At 58.1% G+C, this 18,549-nt stretch carries 9 protein-coding genes; 7 read left to right on the forward strand and 2 right to left on the reverse strand.

The genetic code is table 11. The features are described 5' to 3' along the window. Positions 1-10 precede the first annotated feature (10 nt). Complete coding sequence (locus BN1128_RS03160) at positions 11-1,426, reverse strand: FAD-dependent oxidoreductase (RefSeq protein WP_042866254.1); 1,416 nt, start codon at positions 1,424-1,426, stop codon at positions 11-13. Between the two features lie 12 nt (positions 1,427-1,438). Then, entirely contained in the window at positions 1,439-5,896 is a 4,458-nt protein-coding gene (gltB, locus tag BN1128_RS03165; RefSeq protein WP_042866256.1) for a glutamate synthase large subunit, read from the reverse strand. A 600-nt stretch (positions 5,897-6,496) separates the two neighbouring features. Between gltB and mnmL the strand changes: the two genes are divergently transcribed. The 7 genes from mnmL to BN1128_RS26135 form a co-directional block, all read left to right on the forward strand. Then, a complete protein-coding gene (mnmL, locus tag BN1128_RS03170; protein WP_042866258.1) occupies positions 6,497-7,432 on the forward strand; it encodes a tRNA modification radical SAM protein MnmL/YtqA in 936 nt (311 codons plus the stop codon). A gap of 388 nt (positions 7,433-7,820) precedes the next feature. Continuing rightward, positions 7,821-9,965 carry a type I secretion system permease/ATPase gene (locus BN1128_RS03175; RefSeq protein WP_042866259.1) on the forward strand — a complete coding sequence of 715 codons (2,145 nt, stop codon included), beginning with the start codon at positions 7,821-7,823 and terminating at the stop codon, positions 9,963-9,965. Next, on the forward strand, positions 9,958-11,376 hold the full coding sequence (locus tag BN1128_RS03180) for an HlyD family type I secretion periplasmic adaptor subunit (protein ID WP_042866260.1): 1,419 nt from the start codon (positions 9,958-9,960) through the stop codon (positions 11,374-11,376). Before BN1128_RS03175 ends, BN1128_RS03180 begins: the two co-directional genes overlap by 8 nt. Before the next feature lie 35 nt (positions 11,377-11,411). Continuing rightward, a complete protein-coding gene (locus tag BN1128_RS03185) occupies positions 11,412-12,740 on the forward strand; it encodes a TolC family outer membrane protein (RefSeq protein ID WP_042866261.1) in 1,329 nt (442 codons plus the stop codon). A gap of 118 nt (positions 12,741-12,858) precedes the next feature. Further along, a complete protein-coding gene (locus BN1128_RS03190) occupies positions 12,859-13,620 on the forward strand; it encodes a transglutaminase-like cysteine peptidase (RefSeq protein ID WP_042866262.1) in 762 nt (253 codons plus the stop codon). Between the two features lie 3 nt (positions 13,621-13,623). Continuing rightward, on the forward strand, positions 13,624-15,549 hold the full coding sequence (locus BN1128_RS03195; RefSeq protein WP_042866263.1) for an EAL domain-containing protein: 1,926 nt from the start codon (positions 13,624-13,626) through the stop codon (positions 15,547-15,549). Between the two features lie 186 nt (positions 15,550-15,735). Then, positions 15,736-18,549, forward strand: a 2,814-nt coding sequence (locus BN1128_RS26135) for a retention module-containing protein (RefSeq protein WP_244464553.1), incomplete at its 3' end; no start/stop codon positions are given.

Genomic DNA, 18,549 nt, shown 5'->3' on the forward strand with positions numbered 1-18,549 from the left:
GGACGGCAGATTAAACTGCCAGGTAGTCCATGATCCCTTCGGCGGCCTTGCGGCCCTCGTAGATGGCGGTCACCACCAGATCCGAGCCGCGCACCGCATCGCCACCGGCGAACACCTTGGGGTTGCTGGTCTGGAAGGCATGCTCGGCCTGCTCGGGGGCCTTGATCCTGTCCCGGCTGTCGAGCTCGATGCCGTACTCCGCCATCCAGGGCTGGGGGTTGGGCTGGAAGCCAAACGCCATCACCACAGCATCGGCAGCCAGCACCTGCTCGGAACCCGCGATCACCACCGGATTGCGACGGCCATTGGCATCGGGCGCACTGAGCTCGGTGCTCACCACCTTGATGCCGCAGGTGCGGCCATGGGCATCGAGTTCGACGCCGACCGGCTGCAGGTTGAACATGAATTCCACCCCTTCCTCCTGGGCGTTCTTCACTTCCCGCTTGGAGCCCGGCATGTTCTCGGCATCGCGACGGTAGGCGCAGATCACCTTGTCGGCGCCCTGACGGATGGCGGTACGGACGCAGTCCATGGCGGTATCGCCGCCGCCGAGCACCACCACCTGCTTGCCGGCGAAGTCGATGTAATCGGCCTGTGCCTTCTCAAAGCCCAGCAGCCGGTTGGCGTTGGAGATGAGGTAGGGCAGGGCGTCATACACCCCGGGGGCCGTCTCGTTGTCGAAGCCGCCTTTCATGTACTTGTAGGTGCCGACCCCGAGGAAGACGGCATCGAACTCACCGAGCAAGTCGGCGAAGGTGACATCCTTGCCCACCTCGGTCTCGAGGCGGAACTCGATTCCCATGCCCTCGAAGATCTCGCGCCGACGCTGCATCACCTCTTTTTCCAGCTTGAAGGAGGGGATGCCGAAGGTGAGCAGGCCACCGATCTCCGGATACTTGTCAAACACCACGGCGCTGACACCGCTGCGCGCCAGCACGTCGGCGCAGGCCAGTCCGGCCGGGCCCGCACCTATGACGGCGACCCGTTTGTCTGTCTTGATCACCTTGGAGAGATCCGGGCGCCAGCCCATCTCGAACGCCTTGTCGGTGATGTATTTCTCGATGTTGCCTATGGTGACGGCGCCAAAGCGATCGTTCAGGGTGCAAGCCCCTTCGCACAGCCTGTCTTGCGGGCAGACGCGGCCACACACTTCCGGCAGGCTGTTGGTCTGGTGGGAGAGCTCCACCGCCTCCAGGATGCGCCCCTCGTTGGCCAGTTTCAGCCAGTTGGGGATGTAGTTGTGCACCGGGCACTTCCACTCGCAATAGGGGTTGCCGCAGTCGAGGCAGCGATCCGCCTGCATGCCGACCTGGGCCTGATTGAAGGGCTCGTAGATCTCTACAAACTGGATCTTGCGGATCTTGAGCGGCTTCTTGGGCGGGTCGACCCGCTGGACATCGATAAACTGGAATACGTTCTGGCTCATAGGGTTCCCTCCTTATTGCGCCTGGATTCTGAGTTCTGCACTGGAACGGCTGGTGTGGCCAAGCAGGGACTTGACGTCGCTGGACTTGGGTTTGATCAGCCTGAACTTGGGCACATAAGAGTCGAAGTTGGCCAGGATCTCCTCGGCGCGCGAGCTGCCGGTCTCATTGAGGTGCGCCGTTATGATGCCGCGCAGGTGCTCCTGGTGGATGGCGAGATCCGCCACGTCCAGCAGTTCAACCAGCTCGGGGTTGGTGCGCTTGGCAAAGTTGCCGCACTCGTCCAGCACGTAGGCGAAACCGCCCGTCATGCCTGCCGCGAAGTTGACGCCCGTGGTGCCGAGTATGGTGACTATGCCGCCTGTCATGTATTCACAGCCGTTGTCGCCAATCCCCTCAACCACCGCCAGGGCGCCTGAGTTGCGCACCGCGAAGCGCTCGCCCGCCGTGCCTGCGGCGTAGAGCTTGCCGCCGGTGGCGCCGTAGAGGCAGGTGTTGCCTATGATGGCCGCCTCGTGGGACTTGAACGCCACGCCGACGTGGGGTTTGACCACCAGCTTGCCGCCTGTCATGCCCTTGCCCACGTAGTCGTTGGCGTCACCCGTGAGTATCATCTCGAGGCCACCCGCGTTCCAGACGCCGAAGCTCTGGCCTGCGGTGCCGTTGAAGTGCACCTTCACCGGATCGGCCGCCATGCCCTGGTTGCCGTGGCGTTTGACTATCTCGCCAGACAGGCGCGCACCCACGGAGCGATCCGTGTTGCGGATGTCATAGCGGAATTCGCCGCCAGACTTGTGCTCGACCGCCTCCAGCAGGTCTTCCACCATCTTGAGGTTGAGCGGACCCTTGTCGAAGGTGGGGTTGTGCTGCTGGCTGAACAGGCTGGAGCCTGCCGGTGCCACCGGGCTCGCCAGCAGGCCGGAGAGATCCAGCTTGGATTGACGGGCGGTAAGGCCTGGCAGGGCTTCCAGCAAATCGGTGCGACCGATGAGATCCGTCAGCTGGGTCACCCCCAGCTGGGCCATCAGCTCGCGAGTCTCCTCGGCGATGAACTGGAAGTAGTTCATCACCATCTCCGGCAGGCCGGTGAAGTGCTCGCGGCGCAGCTTCTCATCCTGGGTGGCAACGCCGGTGGCGCAGTTGTTCAGGTGGCAGATGCGCAGGTATTTGCAACCGAGCGCCACCATGGGGCCTGTGCCAAAACCGAAGCTCTCGGCGCCGAGGATGGCTGCCTTGATGATGTCCAGACCCGTCTTGAGGCCGCCATCCACCTGCAGCCGCACCTTGTGGCGCAGGCCGTTGGCCACCAGCGCTTGCTGGGTTTCAGCCAGACCCAGCTCCCAGGGGGAGCCGGCATATTTGACCGAACTCAGCGGGCTGGCGCCGGTACCGCCGTCATAACCGGAGACGGTGATGAAGTCGGCATAGGCCTTGGCCACGCCGCAGGCGATGGTACCGACGCCGGGCTCGGAGACCAGTTTCACCGACACCAGACAGTCCGGGTTGATCTGCTTGATGTCGAAGATGAGCTGGGCCAAGTCCTCGATGGAGTAGATGTCGTGGTGCGGCGGCGGCGAGATAAGAGTCACGCCGGGCACGGAATAACGCAGCTTGGCGATCTGGGCCGTCACCTTGTCACCGGGCAGCTGACCGCCTTCACCGGGCTTGGCGCCCTGAGCCACCTTGATCTGCACCACGTCGGCGTTCATCAGGTAGTGGGGGGTGACGCCGAAGCGCCCCGAGGCCACCTGCTTGATGCGCGAATTCTTTTCGGTGCCGAAACGCTTGGGATCTTCGCCACCCTCGCCCGAGTTGCTCTTGCCGCCGAGCCGGTTCATGGCCACCGCCAGCGCCTCATGGGCCTCAGGGCCCAGCGCGCCGATGGACATGGCGGCGGAGTCGAAGCGGGGGAACAGCTTGGCCGCGGGCTCGACTTGATCCAGCGGGACCGGGTTATCGACCTTCTTCAGGGCGAGCAGATCACGCAGAGTGGAGACTGGGCGCTCGTTCACCAGACGGGCGTACTCCTTGTAATCGGCGTAGTCGCCGGAGCGCACCGCGGTTTGCAGGGTCTGTACCACGTCCGGGTTGTAGGTGTGGTACTCGCCGCCGTGGACAAACTTGAGCAGGCCGCCCTGGGTGAGGGATTTGCGTTGCAGCCAGGCCTGACGGGCCAGATTGAGCTGATCCTGCTGGATATCGGCAAAATCGGCGCCCTGAATGCGGCTGGAGACGCCCCGGAAGCACATGGCGACCACGGCGCTGGAGAGGCCCACGGCTTCGAACAGCTGGGAGCAGCGGTAGCTGGCGACCGTGCTGATGCCCATCTTGGACATCACCTTGTAGAGCCCCTTGTTGATGCCGTTGCGGTAGTTGAGCATGGCCTGGCGCAGGCTCATCTTGAGCACGCCTTCCTCGACCTGTTTGGCGAGGGTCTCATAGGCCAGATAGGGGTAGATGGCGGTGGCACCAAAGCCCAGCAACACCGAGAAGTGGTGCGGATCGCGACAGCTGGCGGTCTCCACCAGTATGTTGGCGTCGCAGCGCAGGTTGTTGTCGACCAGGGTGCGTTGCACCGCGCCCACCGCCATGGCAGCTGGAATGGGCAGGGTATTGGCGCTGACGTCCCGATCCGACAGGATCAGCAGGACGGTACCGCCGCGCGCCTTGTCGGCAGCGTCGTTGCACAGCCGCTCCAGCGCCCCTTGCAGTCCCTCTTCTGGCTGGTAGTTGAGGCTCAGCACCGCATGACGATAGTGTTCCCCTTCCAGCGCCAGCAGCTGATGGAAGTCGGAGTAGAGCAGGATCGGCGACTGGAACAGCACCCGGTGGGCGTGGCCGAAGGTCTCGTTGAAGACGTTCTGCTCGCGGCCGATACAGGTGGCCAGCGACATGACGTGGTTTTCACGCAGCGGATCGATGGGCGGGTTGGTCACCTGGGCGAACATCTGACGGAAGTAGTCATACAGGGTGCGCTGGCTGGAGGAGAGCACCGCCATCGGGGTGTCGTCCCCCATGGAGCCCACCGCCTCCTGGCCGTTCTCGCCGAGTACGCGGATGATTTGATCCAGCTCCTCGTAGGAGTAGCCAAACAGCTTCTGATAAGTCTTGAGCTGGTCGTCCGAGAACTCGCGGGCGCCTGTACTGGCGTCGTCCATCTGCTCGAACGGCACCAGTCGTTTGCAATGCTTGTCCATCCACTGCTTGTAGGTGTGACGGCTCTTGAGATCGTCATCGATCTCGAAGCTGGTCCACACCTTGCCGTTGCGGGTATCCACCACAAACAGCTCGCCCGGGCCGACCCGGCCCTTCTCCAGCACCTCGTCCGGGGTGTAATCCCAGGTGCCCACTTCGGAGGCCAGCGTGATGAACTTGTCCTTGGTGATAACATAGCGTGCAGGGCGCAGGCCGTTGCGGTCCAGCGCGCAGGTGGCGTAGCGGCCATCTGTCATGACGATGCCTGCCGGGCCATCCCAGGGCTCCATGTGCATGGAGTTGAAGTCATAGAAGGCGCGCAGGTCGTCATCCATGTTCGGGTGTTTTTGCCATGCAGGCGGGATCAGCAGGCGCATGGCGCGGAACAAGTCCATGCCACCGGCCAGGAACAAGTCCAGCATGTTGTCGAGGCTGGAGGAGTCGGAGCCCGTGGTGTTGACGAAGGGGGCGGCCTCTTGCAGATCCGGAATGAGCGGGGTGGCGAACTTGTAGCTGCGCGCCTTGGCCCACTGGCGGTTGCCGGCGATGGTGTTGATCTCGCCGTTGTGGGCCAGGTAGCGGAACGGCTGGGCCAGCGGCCAGCGCGGGCTGGTGTTGGTGGAGAAACGTTGGTGGAACACGCAGATGGCGGCCTGCATGCGAATGTCGGCGAGATCCAGGTAGAAGCGCGGCAAATCCACTGGCATGCACAGTCCTTTGTAGACTGTGACCAGGTTGGAGAGGCTGACCACGTAGAAGTAGTCGTCGCTGATGCGTTTCTCGATGCGGCGACGCACTATATAAAGGCGGCGCTCGAGATCCTTGTCGACCCAGCCGGGGGGCGCGTTGACAAAGACCTGTTCGATGCTTGGCAGGGAGGCTTTGGCAATGGGACCGAGCACATTGGTATCGATGGGCACCTTGCGCCAACCAACCAGACTCAAGGTCTCTCTTTCCAGCTCCTCATCTATGATGTCGCGAGTGGCCTGGGCCAACAGGGGGTCCGGATTCAGGAAAAGCATGCCGACCGCATAGTTGCGGCCCAGATGCCATCCTTTCTCTTCGGCGATCGCGCGATAGAAGCTGTCCGGTTTTTGCAGCAGCAGACCGCAGCCATCGCCGGTCTTGCCGTCGGCGGAGATGCCGCCGCGGTGCTGCATGCGAGCCAATGCTGACATCGCGAGACGGACAAGCTTGTGGCTGGCTTCACCTTCCATGTGGGCCAACAGGCCGAAGCCACAGTTATCCCTCTCCAGCTTTGGATCATATAGTGACATTGCATTTCTCCCTTGCTCGGCCTTGCATCGCAAATTGCATAAATTGCGATTGGCTCTTGTGGTTCCGTCCGCCTGACGTGGCGAATCTCCAAACTAATGGGATTTTTCGGCAAGGTCAATTGGACATCCCGGCTGTTTTCAATATTACAAAGTCATAACAAAATGTCGGGGTGCGGGTGTATATGGGGCTTGAATTGGCTATTGCTCTGGCTGTTTTTGTTTTTGCGGTATTTAATACTGATATCTTGGGGTTTGTTGGTTGACTCAGTGGGGACGGGGATTTGTAGTAATTTTACCAATCTATCCGGTCAGTGAGAGGTGGCGATCACAATTACGCACCCCGAGTCTTGCATTTGTCGCCAACGGGGCTACGAGGCAAATTTCATTGCTCAACAGGTGGTTAGCTGGCCGTTATTCGGTTGTAGCCCAGGCGCTGTTTTTAGCTGACGGGTTTCGAAAGCGTCAATAACTACCCACTTGCAGATATTTATCCAAATATTGGTGAATATTTATATGTTTTCTGACCCTCGCCTCCCTTGATCCAGCTCAGCGCCCTGTTTGTGCAAGCTCGTACAATGGCGCTCCTTTAGCGGAGGTGTCATGCAGTTACACGAACTCGTCAATACATTCGGTCAGGATCTCAAGCAACGCCACGGCCAGAAGATCCACAAACTCTCCATTCACGGCGCCTTCACCTGCCCCAATCGGGACGGCACCCTGGGCCGCGGTGGCTGTACCTTCTGCAATGTCTCCTCTTTTGCCGACGAGTCGGCCCAGCAGCTCTCCGTGGTGCAACAACTGCTGGCGCGCCGGGATGAAGTGACCCGTGCCAAGCGCTACCTCGCCTACTTTCAGGCTTATACCAGCACCTATGCAGAGGTTGAATATCTGCAGCGCATGTATGAAGAGGCGCTATCGGTCAGCGATATGGTGGGCTTGTGTGTCGGCACTCGCCCCGATTGCGTGCCGGATGCTGTGCTGGACTTGCTGGCCGGCTATCAGGCCCGTGGCTATGAGGTATGGCTGGAGCTGGGGCTGCAGAGCGCCAATGACAAAACCTTGCAGCGTATCAATCGCGGGCACGGCTATGCAGCCTATGCCGATGCGGTCGAACGGGCCCATCGGCGTGGCATCAAGGTTTGCGCCCACCTGATCGTCGGCCTGCCCGGTGAAGTGCCCATGGACAGCCTGAATACGTTGCACCGCATAGTGGAGACGGGCGTGGAGGGGATAAAGCTGCACCCGCTGCACGTGGTGGAGGGGAGTACCCTCGGCAAGGCCTGGCAGGCGGGTCGACTTGAGGTGCTGACCCTGGAGCAATATGTGGAGGCGGCGGTGGCCATGATCCAGCACACGCCACCCGAGGTGGTCTATCACCGCATCTCGGCCTCGGCTCGCCGTCCGACCCTGTTGGCGCCGGTCTGGTGCGAGAATCGCTGGACAGCCATGGCCGGTATTGCTAGTGAACTGGCTCGCTCCGGCGCTCAGGGGCACAGCCTGGGACGACCTTTTTCCCTTGCCGGATGTATTGAGTGAGCGATCAAATTTCGTCAAAAAAACAGAGGGTTATTAGATGAAATTCAGTCTTTGCGGTATAGTTTCGGTAAAATTGTCTTGATATAGTACTGGGCTTGAAAAAGATATCATTATCAATAAGCTTGTATTATTTCCAATTTAGGTGGGATATATCGGACGTGGCGCCATCTTGTGTCGCTATCGAGTGCCGATCATGCCGTACCGCCTTTGGGCATAATGCCTCTCAGGTCTGACGATGAGATCCAGTGTCATTTACCTGTGCTTTAACATTAATCAGGCTGTTGATCTCTTGCCGTGGAGTCCGGGTTATTTATTCCATGAGATCGCGTTCAACGGACAGCGATGTGTGACCACCACAGTCGGCCTAATCATGCAGTGACAGGATGCTATGCAAGCAGAAACTAACCGTATTGATGAGTTGTTGGAGTGCCTGGTCTTCCTGACCCGCTTTTATGGTGTACCCAACAGCAGGGATGCCCTGACCACTGGATTGCCGCTGGTGTCCGGCCTGCTGACCCCGAACCTGTTCAGTCGCGCCGCCGAGCGGGGCGGGCTGTCTGCACGGGAAGTGATCCAGCCCCTTGCCGATATCTCCTCCCTGTTGCTGCCTTGCGTGCTGCAGATGCGCAACGGCGGTGCCTGCATTCTGCTGGAGTGGAACGAAGACAGAACCCAGGGCAAGGTGATTTTTCCTCAGGCAGGGGATGCGGCCGAGTGGCTCGGCATTGCCCAGATGGGTGATGAATATCTGGGTCGGCTCTTCTTTGTCAAAAAGCAGTTCAAGTTTGATGACCGTTCCCCCAAGGTGCTGGAGACCCGTGATGGACACTGGTTCTGGAGCACCTTGTTTGAATCCCGAGGCATCTATCGGGATGTACTGATTGCCTCCGTCTTGATCAACCTGTTTGCGGTGGCCAGCCCGCTGTTCACCATGAACGTCTATGACAAGATAGTGCCCAACCTGGCGTTCGAGTCGCTCTGGGTGCTGGCGGTGGGCGCCATGGTGGTGTTTACCTTCGACTTCGTGATGCGTCAGTTGCGCAGCTATTTTATCGATATCGCAGGCAAGAAGTCGGACGTACTGCTGTCGGCCAAGATCTTCGCCAAGGTAATGGGCATGCGGATGGAGTCAAGACCGGCCTCCACCGGCGCCTTTGCCAAACATCTGCAGGAGTTCGAGTCGGTGCGGGAGTTCTTCACCTCCGCCACTGTCTCTACCCTCATCGATCTGCCCTTTGCGGTCTTTTTCCTCTTTATCATATGGATGTTTGCCGGCGTCATGGTGGTGGTGCCCATCGTCGCCATGTTGATCCTGGTGGCCTACAGCTTCTATATCCAGGCGCCCCTCAAGCAGTCCATCGAAGAGGGCTCGCGGCTCGCTTCCCAGAAAAACGCCAACCTGATCGAGAGTATTTCCGGGCTGGAGACCGTCAAGATCTTTGGTGCCGAGAGTATGTTCCAGCATCGCTGGGAGCAGGCGGTATCCCATATATCGACCTGGGGCGTGCAGACTCGCCGCATCACCAACTCCATGTCGTCCCTGGCCAGCTACATCCAGCAAGTGGTGACTGTGGGCTTGGTGATCGTCGGTGTCTATCAGATATCGGAAGGGCTGGTCACCATGGGCGGTATGATTGCCGCCGTTATGCTGTCGAGCCGTGCCATCGCCCCCATGGTGCAACTCTCGGTGCTCTCCACCCGCTACAACCAGGCCAAATCTGCGCTGGAGATCCTGGAGAAGATCATGATGACGCCGGGCGAGCAGGAGGAGGGCAAGCAGTATATTCATCACCCTGTCATCGCTGGCAGGATCGAATTTGACAATGTGTCGTTCAAGTACCCCGGGATGGAAAGCAGCACACTGCACAACATCAATCTGCGGATCGAACCGGGCGAAAAGGTGGCCATCATAGGCCGGATCGGGGCGGGCAAGACGACGCTCGAGAAGATCCTGATGGGCCTGTATCGGCCAACCGATGGTTCGGTGCGCATCGATGGGTTCGAGCTGGATCAACTGCCCGCATCCGTGATCCGGCGCAACATAGGCTGTGTACCGCAAGATGTGACCCTGTTTTTTGGCTCGGTGCGTGACAACATCATGCTCGGCAACCCGCTGGTGGACGATGTGCGGGTCATGCGTGCGGCCAAGCGGGCCGGAGTCACCAACTTCACCAACCGGGACCCGAACGGTCTTGACCGCCAGATAGGCGAAGGGGGGCGACAGCTCTCCGGCGGTCAGCGTCAGGCAATCCTGCTGGCCCGGGCCCTGCTCAACGATCCCCCCATTCTGGTGATGGATGAACCCACTTCCAACATGGATAACCAGTCAGAGATGCAGGTCAAGCATGAGCTGGCACGACTGGGACCGGAGACGACCCTGATCCTCATCACTCACAAGACCTCCATGCTCGATGTCGCGTCGCGAGTCATCGTTGTGGAGCAGGGACAGATAGTGGCAGATGGGCCCAAAGAGGTGGTGTTGCAACAGTTGAAAGAAGGCAAGGTGCGAGTGCAGGAGGCGTCCAATGGCTAGATTTGGCCTGTTCAATAAGTCGCCGTCCGATACTGTGCTGCCTGCCCCCGAGCATCTGGAGTTTGTCGACGATGGCGCCGCCGCCGTCTTACTGACCACCCCGACCCGGGCAAGAGCCTTGCTGTGGGCCTGCTTCCTGTTCTTCATGAGCGCCATCATCTGGGCCGCCTGGGCCGAGCTGGACGAGGTGACGGTCGGGCAGGGCAAGGTGATCCCGTCCCGTCAGTTGCAGGTGATCCAGAACCTGGAGGGGGGGATCGTCAAGGAGATTTTCGTCAAGGAGGGGGACATAGTCGAGAAGGGGCAGCCGTTGCTGCGTATCGATGACACCCGTTTCCGCTCCGATTTTCGGGAGCGTGAGCAAGAGCTGGTGATCCTCAAGGGCGATATCGCCCGGCTAAGGGCCGAGATCCAGAGTGTCGTGGTCAAGACCGGCCCCAATCTTGGCTGGCGTGAACAGGTGGTCATCGACAAGCAGCCGATCGATTTTCCAGATGGGTTCGAGAACGTGTTTGCCGAGTACGTTGCGCGTGAAAAGTCGGTACAGGATGAGCGGCTCAACAACCTGAACAACCAGCTCTATATACTTGGTCAGCAGATCGAGCAAAAAGAGCAGGAGACCATAGAGCTCAACGCCAAGATCAGAACCGTCGGGCGCAGTGTGGATCTGGCTCGTCAGGAGCTGGATATCAGCCGTCCGCTGGCCAAGGAGGGGATAGTTCCTCAGGTCGAGCTCATCAAGCTGGAGCGTCAGGTCAACGAGATGCGGGGGGAGCTGGAGAGCAACCGGCTGCTGATCCCCAAACTCAACTCAGTGCTGCGAGAGACAATCTCCAAGCGCAACGACATAGCGTTGAAGTTTCGGGCCGACTCACAGACCGAACTCAACGAGCGGCAGGGGAAACTGAGCCAGCTCTCCGAGGGCCAGGTAGGACTGCGGGACAGGGTCGATCGTACCAGCGTGATTGCGCCGCTCAAGGGCACCATCAAGAAGCTCAAGATCAATACCCTGGGTGGTGTGGTGCAACCTGGGATGGACCTGATGGAGATAGTGCCGCTGGAAGACACCCTGCTGGTCGAGGCCAAGGTCTCCCCGAAAGACATTGCATTCTTGCGGCCAGGGCTCGAAGCCGTGGTCAAGATCACTGCCTATGACTTCACTATCTATGGAGGATTACATGGAAAGGTTGAACAGATAAGTGCCGACTCAATCCAGGATGAGGAGGGAAACTCCTTCTACCTGGTGCGAGTTCGCACCGAGAAAAGTTACTTGGGCGATGAGCTTAACGCACTTCCCATCATCCCCGGTATGTTAGCCAGTGCAGATATTATTACTGGTAAAAAAAGTGTCCTAGACTATTTGCTTAAGCCGATATTACGGGCTAGGCAGTCGGCACTGAGAGAACGATAAGCCAACAATCTAAAAACAACATGACTGGAGATACCATGAAGAAGACGATTGTTGCCATGTTAGTAAGTGGCGCCGTGCTGTTCCCGGGCCTTACCCAGGCCCAAACGCTGGAACAGTCAGTGGCACAGTCACTGGCTACCCATCCGAAAATCAAGGAAGCTTTTGACCTCTATCAGGCTCGACTGTATCAGCATGATGGTGCCAAAGGCGGTTATTACCCCACCATAGATCTGCGCGGTGGTGTCGGTTATGAAAAGACCGACAGCCCGTCCACCCGTGCAGCTGCTGCCAACTCGACCACCATCGATGACTCGATGACCCGCAAAGAGGCCGGGATCAGCCTGCGTCAGATGCTGTTTGACGGTTTCAATGTCAGCAGCAACGTGGCCCGTACCGATGCAGAAGCCAACGCCCAGCGTCTGGCCATGATCTCCGAAGCGGAGAACACGGCGTTGCGTGTGTCAGAGGTGTACCTCAACATGCTGCGCCAGCAGGAGCTCCTGGAGCTGTCCAAGCAGAACCTGGAAACCCATGAGCAGATCCGCAGCGACATCAGCAAGCGGACCGATTCGGGTCTTGGCTCTACCGCCGACCAGACCCAGATCGATGGTCGTGTTGCCCGGGCTTATGCCAACCAGGCTGCTGCCGAGAACAACTACCGCGATGCCGAGAGTGAGTTCATTCGCGTCGTCAACGAGATGCCAAAGGATCTGGTACAACCCGTTCCCAATGGAGAACTTGTTCCCGCCAGTCTGGATGCTGCATTGAAAACGGCCACCGAAGTGCATCCGACTCTGCTCTCCTCCCTGCAGGATATCGAAGCGGCCAAGTATCAGCATGAGGGTTCCAAATCCGGTTTCTATCCGAATGTGTCATTTGAAGTGGATCAGAACTGGAACGAGGATATAGATGCAGTCAAGGGACGTAACGACGATCTGACCGCCATGGTGCGGATGCGTTACAACCTGTTCCGCGGCGGTTCTGATCTGGCCGAAAGCAAGGCAACGTCAGCCCTTTACTCCCAGGCGAAAGACATTCACATGAATGCCTTCCGTCAGGTTGAGGAGGGGACTCGCCTGGCCTGGAACGCCAAGGAGTCGCTGACCAAGCAGAAGACCTTCCTGAAAGAGCACGTTGACGCCAGCTATGACACTGTACAGGCGTACAAGAAGCAGTTTGGCCTGGGCCAGCGTACCTTGCTGGACGTGTTGAACACCGAGAACGAACTGTTTGAGGCGCGCCGCAGCTACATTACCGCCGAGTATGACGCTCTGCTGGCTGACTATCGCATCCTCAACGCCACAGGCAGTCTGCTCAACGCGTTTAACGTCCAGCAGCCTGCCGACTGGCAAGCTAAGCAGTAATGGGGATCGCATCAGGCTTGATGCGATTGAAAGGGATGGTTGCAGCCGTGCTGCCGCCATCCTTTGTCTCTCACGGTCAGCCTAGACCGATGCAGTGACTGTCATTGGATGCCAGAGGATGAGCGTGACTGTGTGGTGGAAGGCAAGCGGTTGCAGCAGGGTGTCAGTCTCAGGGTTGGGCCCGCTTTTACGCGCTCGCTGGTTGCGTTACTCGCTGTGGTTACTGCTGGTTTCACTTCCGCTGCTGCTCTCTGCCAGTCAGCCTTTGACACCCGAAGATCTCAAATTGGTCCAGCGCGCCCAGGAAACCTATGGGGTCAGGGCGGGCAAGCGTGTGACAACCTGGCGTACGCTGGTCATGCAAAATCGTGCTGCAGGGCTGAACGAGCGCCAGAAGCTGGAGAAGGTAAACCAGTTTTTCAACCAGATGCGCTTCATCGATGACATCAAGTTGTGGCGCAAAAAAGATTACTGGGCCACCCCGCTGGAGTTTTTGGGGGCGGCAGGCGGTGATTGCGAAGACTTCAGCATTTCCAAGTATTTCACCCTGCTGGAGCTTGGCATTCCGGATGAAAAGATGCGGATGGTATATGTCAAGGCATTGGATTATAACCAGTTTCATATGGTTGTTGCCTACTATGACACGCCTTCCTCAGTGCCTGTGATTTTGGATAATTTAATCGGCTCGATCCGCCCTGCCAGTCAGCGCAGGGATCTGGTGCCGATATACAGCTTTAACGGTAGTCACTTGTGGTTGATGAAGGCGCGTGGCCAAGGGGAACTGGCCGGGCGGTCGTCACGCTTGGGATTATGGAGTGATTTACGCAATCGCATGACTTCAGGGCGATTGGCTCAGCCTGTGGTGAATTTGGATGATTAACCTATGACGCTCTACAGACAATTATTGGCAACCATGTTGATCCTGTTCGGATTGTTGTTTGCGGCCACTTATTGGGTGCAATTCAATTCGACTCGAACCTACCTGGCGCAGCAACAGGAAACCACCGTCATCAATACCGCCACTTCGCTGGGGCTGGCACTTACCCCGTATTTGGAAAACGGTGACAAGGTGGGGGCTGAATCAGTGATCCAGGCCATTTTTGATGGTGGTTATTACCAGTTGATCCGGCTGGATCTGCTGGCTTCCAAGGATGTCATCGAGCAGGAGAACACCAGCAATATCCAGGGTGTGCCGCAATGGTTTATTGGCCTGGGCCTGTTTCCCGAGGTATCCAACGAGTCAATTCTGACATCAGGCTGGCTGCAACTGGGCAAATTGAAAGTAGTCGGTCACCCGGGTCAGGCCTATTACGAGCTGTGGCGAGGGATGAGTGAACTGGCAAGCTGGTTCCTTATCGGTTTTTTGATCACCATCATTCTATTGATGAGAGCATTGAATTATCTGCTCAAGCCGCTCAAGCAGATCTGTGAGCAGGCGGTGGAGATTGAACTGCATCACTTTGGTCACGCCATTCCAGAACCCAAGACCCACGAGTTGAAACAGGTGGTACAGGCCATCAACACCCTCTCCAGCAAGCTGGCTCTGCAGTTTAAAGAGCAAGCAGAAGAGGCCATAAAATTGCGGGAGCGTGTCTATGTGGACGCCGTTTCCGGCTTGGGTAACCGTGCCTATTTTGTCGGGCAGGTCAATGCATGGATTGCCGAGGCAGGACAAGGTGGTGTCATGCTGGTGGCTGTCGATATGCTGGATGACCTGTACCGTGAAGAGGGGTTTGCCGCGCGGGACAACATGGTCAAGTCCATCGCCCAGACCTTGAAAGATCAGTTGAAGGGGTGGGATGGTGCGGCTTTGGCGCGGATCTCTGCGACTGAATATGCGCTGCTGTGCCCTACCGATGATCTGGCTCAGCTTAAGGAGCTGGCCGAAGTCATCAACGGTCGTATTGCCGACCTGGTCGTGAATCCCATGGGGGAAGGGGATGCCCTCTCTGTCATCGGTATTGCGGGACGTGACGGTAATGACGACCTGTCTGCCCTGCTGACCAAGGCCGATAATGCCTTGGGCAAGGCGCGCAATGAGCGCCGTGGTGCCGTTGTGATGGAAGGCGGTACCGATCAGGGTTTGATGGGGCGTCTGGCCTGGCGCGATCTGGTGCAAGATGCCATTGCTCAGCACTTGTGGCGCTTCAAGGCTCAGCCGGCTTGCCGCTTCGACAATGGGGTACGACTGCATGCCGAGTTGTTTGCCTCTATTTCACGTGATGGTACTGATTACTTTGCCGGTCAATTCTTGCCAGCCATCGAGCAGTTCAAGCTGGGCAGCGAGTTTGATCAGGCGGTGCTGGAGGCCTGCGTGCCCTTGCTTGAGCGGCAATCAGATCTGGTGCTGGCCATCAATATCACGGCAGGTTCCCTCTGTTCTGACGAGTTTCTGAGCTGGCTGACAGGGTATCTGTCGACTCACGCCGAATTGAAGGACAGATTGTTGTTTGAGATACCGGAGGCCGCCATCATGAAGCACAAGGAACATGTGACCGCCTTGGTGAACACGTTGCAGGAATACGGGTTCCAGTGGGGTGTTGATCATTATGGTCGCCACTTCCAGTCTCTGGGTTATCTGGAGGAGCTGGCGCCAGCCTATGTCAAGGTTGACCATGGTTATACCAGTCAGGTCATGGAGCCAGGTGCCGATACCTCCTTCTTGGCCGCAGTTTGCCGCGCCGCTCACAATGCGGGTGTGACAACCATTGCAACCCGTGTCGAGGATCAGCATCAGGTCGAGTTGCTATCCAGGTTGCATATCGATGGTTATCAGGGCTTCGTACACCCTGCATTTCCTTTGTCCTGAGCCATTAGCACTAAAAATGGGCCCCATGAGGGCCCTTTTTTTATGCGAATTAAAAATAAGTATTAAGGCTTTTAGCTGATGGATCGCGTAAGGCTTTACTCGAATCCCAAATAAGTGACTGATTAAACAATATAAAAAAAGACCCTTCGATTTAATGCGAAGCATTGCTCCCGGTTTGAACCCATCTTGTACATTTTTGCAACGGAATCGAACCTGACAGGCATCTATGGTGTAGGCATCAAGATCTGTCATGTTGGAGCAATGGATATGCGTACCCAAATAATCGACAAAACCGTGGTGGTTTCTTCTGTTGAAGGCAATGTTCAAATATTGCTGGCCGATGGTAGCAGTCGCCCTCTGCAGAAAGGTGAAATCCTTCAGCCAGGCGCCAAACTCAATATTGCAGACGACGCCAAGCTGGCTCTGGCACCCTACGACGATTCTCCTACATCTGCCACCCCGGACGCCGTAGCTCCGGATGCTCCGGTACCGGGACAACCACAAACTCCGGATGCAGGGAGTGCGACCTCTCCCGATATTGCCGCATTGCAAAAATCGATTTTGCAAGGGGTAGACCCGACGCAAAACTTTGAGGCTTCTGCCGCCGGTGGGGCACCTGCCGCAGGTGGTGGTGGCGGTGGAATTGGTGGGGTCGCCGGTGCCAGTGGTAATGGCGGTTTTGTCACCATAGATAGAATCGGTGATGCAACGATTGCTGCCGCCGGGTTCGACACCACTTACCAGACCGAGCCTGTCGTCGATGCTCAGCAGCTGGCAGAACCACTACTGGCCAACGAGCTGGCGGATCAAGGTGAGCAGTTGACCGTGCCCGAAGATGGGGTACTGAACGGCAATGTTCTCACCAACACGGTCAACACGGATGGCCCTGATGCGGCGTCTGTGCTGCTCTTCAGCTGGGGGGATAACGTCAACATTGCTGCAGGTACCAGCATCACAATTGATGGTGTCGGCAGCCTCGTCATTAACGCTGACGGCAGTTTCACCTTCACACCAGCCCCCAACTATGATGGCGCTGTACCTCCTGCTACTTATACCGTCACCGATGGCACTGACACGGTTCAGTCCACACTGGAACTGACAATTACTCCTGCCAATGATATCTCCGATCAGAATGAGAGTGTTGTTGTGACAGAAGACACCACCATATCAGGTAACTTGTTGACCAATACCATCGACAATGATGGGCCACAGGCTCCGTCTGTTACCGGTTTTAGCTGGGGTTCCATCACCAATCCTGCATTGGGCACACCCGTAACTCTGACTGGGGTGGGAACCCTGTTGGTCAATGCCGATGGCAGCTATCTGTTCACGCCGGCACCTAATTACGATGGACCGGTTCCTGCGGTGAACTATACCGTCACAGACGGCACAGACACGGTTCAGTCCACTCTCTCTATTGCTATCACCCCGGTTGATGAGCCTGTTGATCTGGCTGGCTTACAGCTGGAAGGCGGTGAACTGACGCTAGGTGAAGCTGCGTTGACAGATGGCAGTAACCCGAATGCAACTGCTCTCACTCAAAGTGGTGTGTTCACCTTTAATGCGGCAGATGGTGTACAGAGTTTGACTCTGGGCGGTGTCACTCTGATCAGTAATGGGCAAGCTATTACTGCGTTCCCTCAGGCGATTACCAGTCCACTGGGTAATCAGCTGGTCGTGACCGGCATTAATTACAACCCTGTCACCGGGTTAGGCAGCGTTAATTACAGCTACACCCTGAGCGACAATGAAAATCATACCAAGCCTGTCAATGATGCGGCTCTGGGTGAGAGTTTCGGTGTGGTATTGGTGGATACCGATGGCGATAGTACCAGTGGCAGTCTGGATGTGGTGATCCTGGATGATGTACCGAGCGTCACGCTTACCTCTGGATCGGAAGGTGTGGGCAGTGTGTTTGTGGATGAAAGCCTGGCAGCGCTGGGCGGTGCGGGCAGTGATGGCGTCGCCAGTGCCAGCCTGAGTGCTGCCACCGTGCAGGCCCAGTTCAATCCGGCCTTCGGGGCCGATGGGGCGGGCACGATTGGTTATAGTCTGGCGCTCACGGGCAGCAACGTGGTCAGCGGCCTGTTTGCGGTGGATCCGCAAGCTCCCGCTGGGCAAGGTGAGGCCATCGTGCTGAACCAGGTGGGTAACGTCATCACCGGCAGTGCCGGTGGGGTGGATTACTTCACGCTGACCATCAACCCGAGTACCGGGGAAGTGACGCTTGCCCTGCTGGATAACGTCTGGCACGGCGATACCAACAATGCGGATGACAGCGTGGCGCTGAGCCTGGGCAGCGGGGTACTGACCCTGGTGCAAACCGTGACGGATGCCGATGGCGACAGCGCCAGTGCCGCCATTGACGTGGGGACTGGCGGGGTATTCCGGTTTGAAGATGACGGCCCGAGTGCCGGGTTGGCGGAGGAAGCGCCGCGCCTGAGTGCCAGCGTGGACGAAAGCCTGGCAGCGCTGGGCGGTGCGGGCAGTGATGGCGTCGCCAGCGCCAGCCTGAGTGCCGCCACCGTGCAGGCCCAGTTCAATCCGGCCTTCGGGGCCGATGGGGCGGGCACGATTGGTTATAGCCTGGCGCTCACGGGCAGCAACGTGGTCAGCGGCCTGTTTGCGGTGGATCCGCAAGCTCCCGCTGGGCAAGGTGAGGCCATCGTGCTGAACCAGGTGGGTAACGTCATCACCGGCAGTGCCGGTGGGGTGGATTACTTCACGCTGACCATCAACCCGGGTACCGGGGAAGTGACGCTTGCCCTGCTGGATAACGTCTGGCACGGCGATACCAACAATGCGGATGACAGCGTGGCGCTGAGCCTGGGCAGCGGGGTACTGACCCTGGTGCAAACCGTGACGGATGCCGATGGCGACAGCGCCAGTGCCGCCATTGACGTGGGGACTGGCGGGGTATTCCGGTTTGAAGATGACGGCCCGAGTGCCGGGTTGGCGGAGGAAGCGCCGCGCCTGAGTACCAGCGTGGACGAAAGCCTG

This window comes from Aeromonas piscicola, from assembly GCF_000820005.1.
In the GTDB taxonomy this organism is placed as follows: domain Bacteria; phylum Pseudomonadota; class Gammaproteobacteria; order Enterobacterales; family Aeromonadaceae; genus Aeromonas; species Aeromonas piscicola.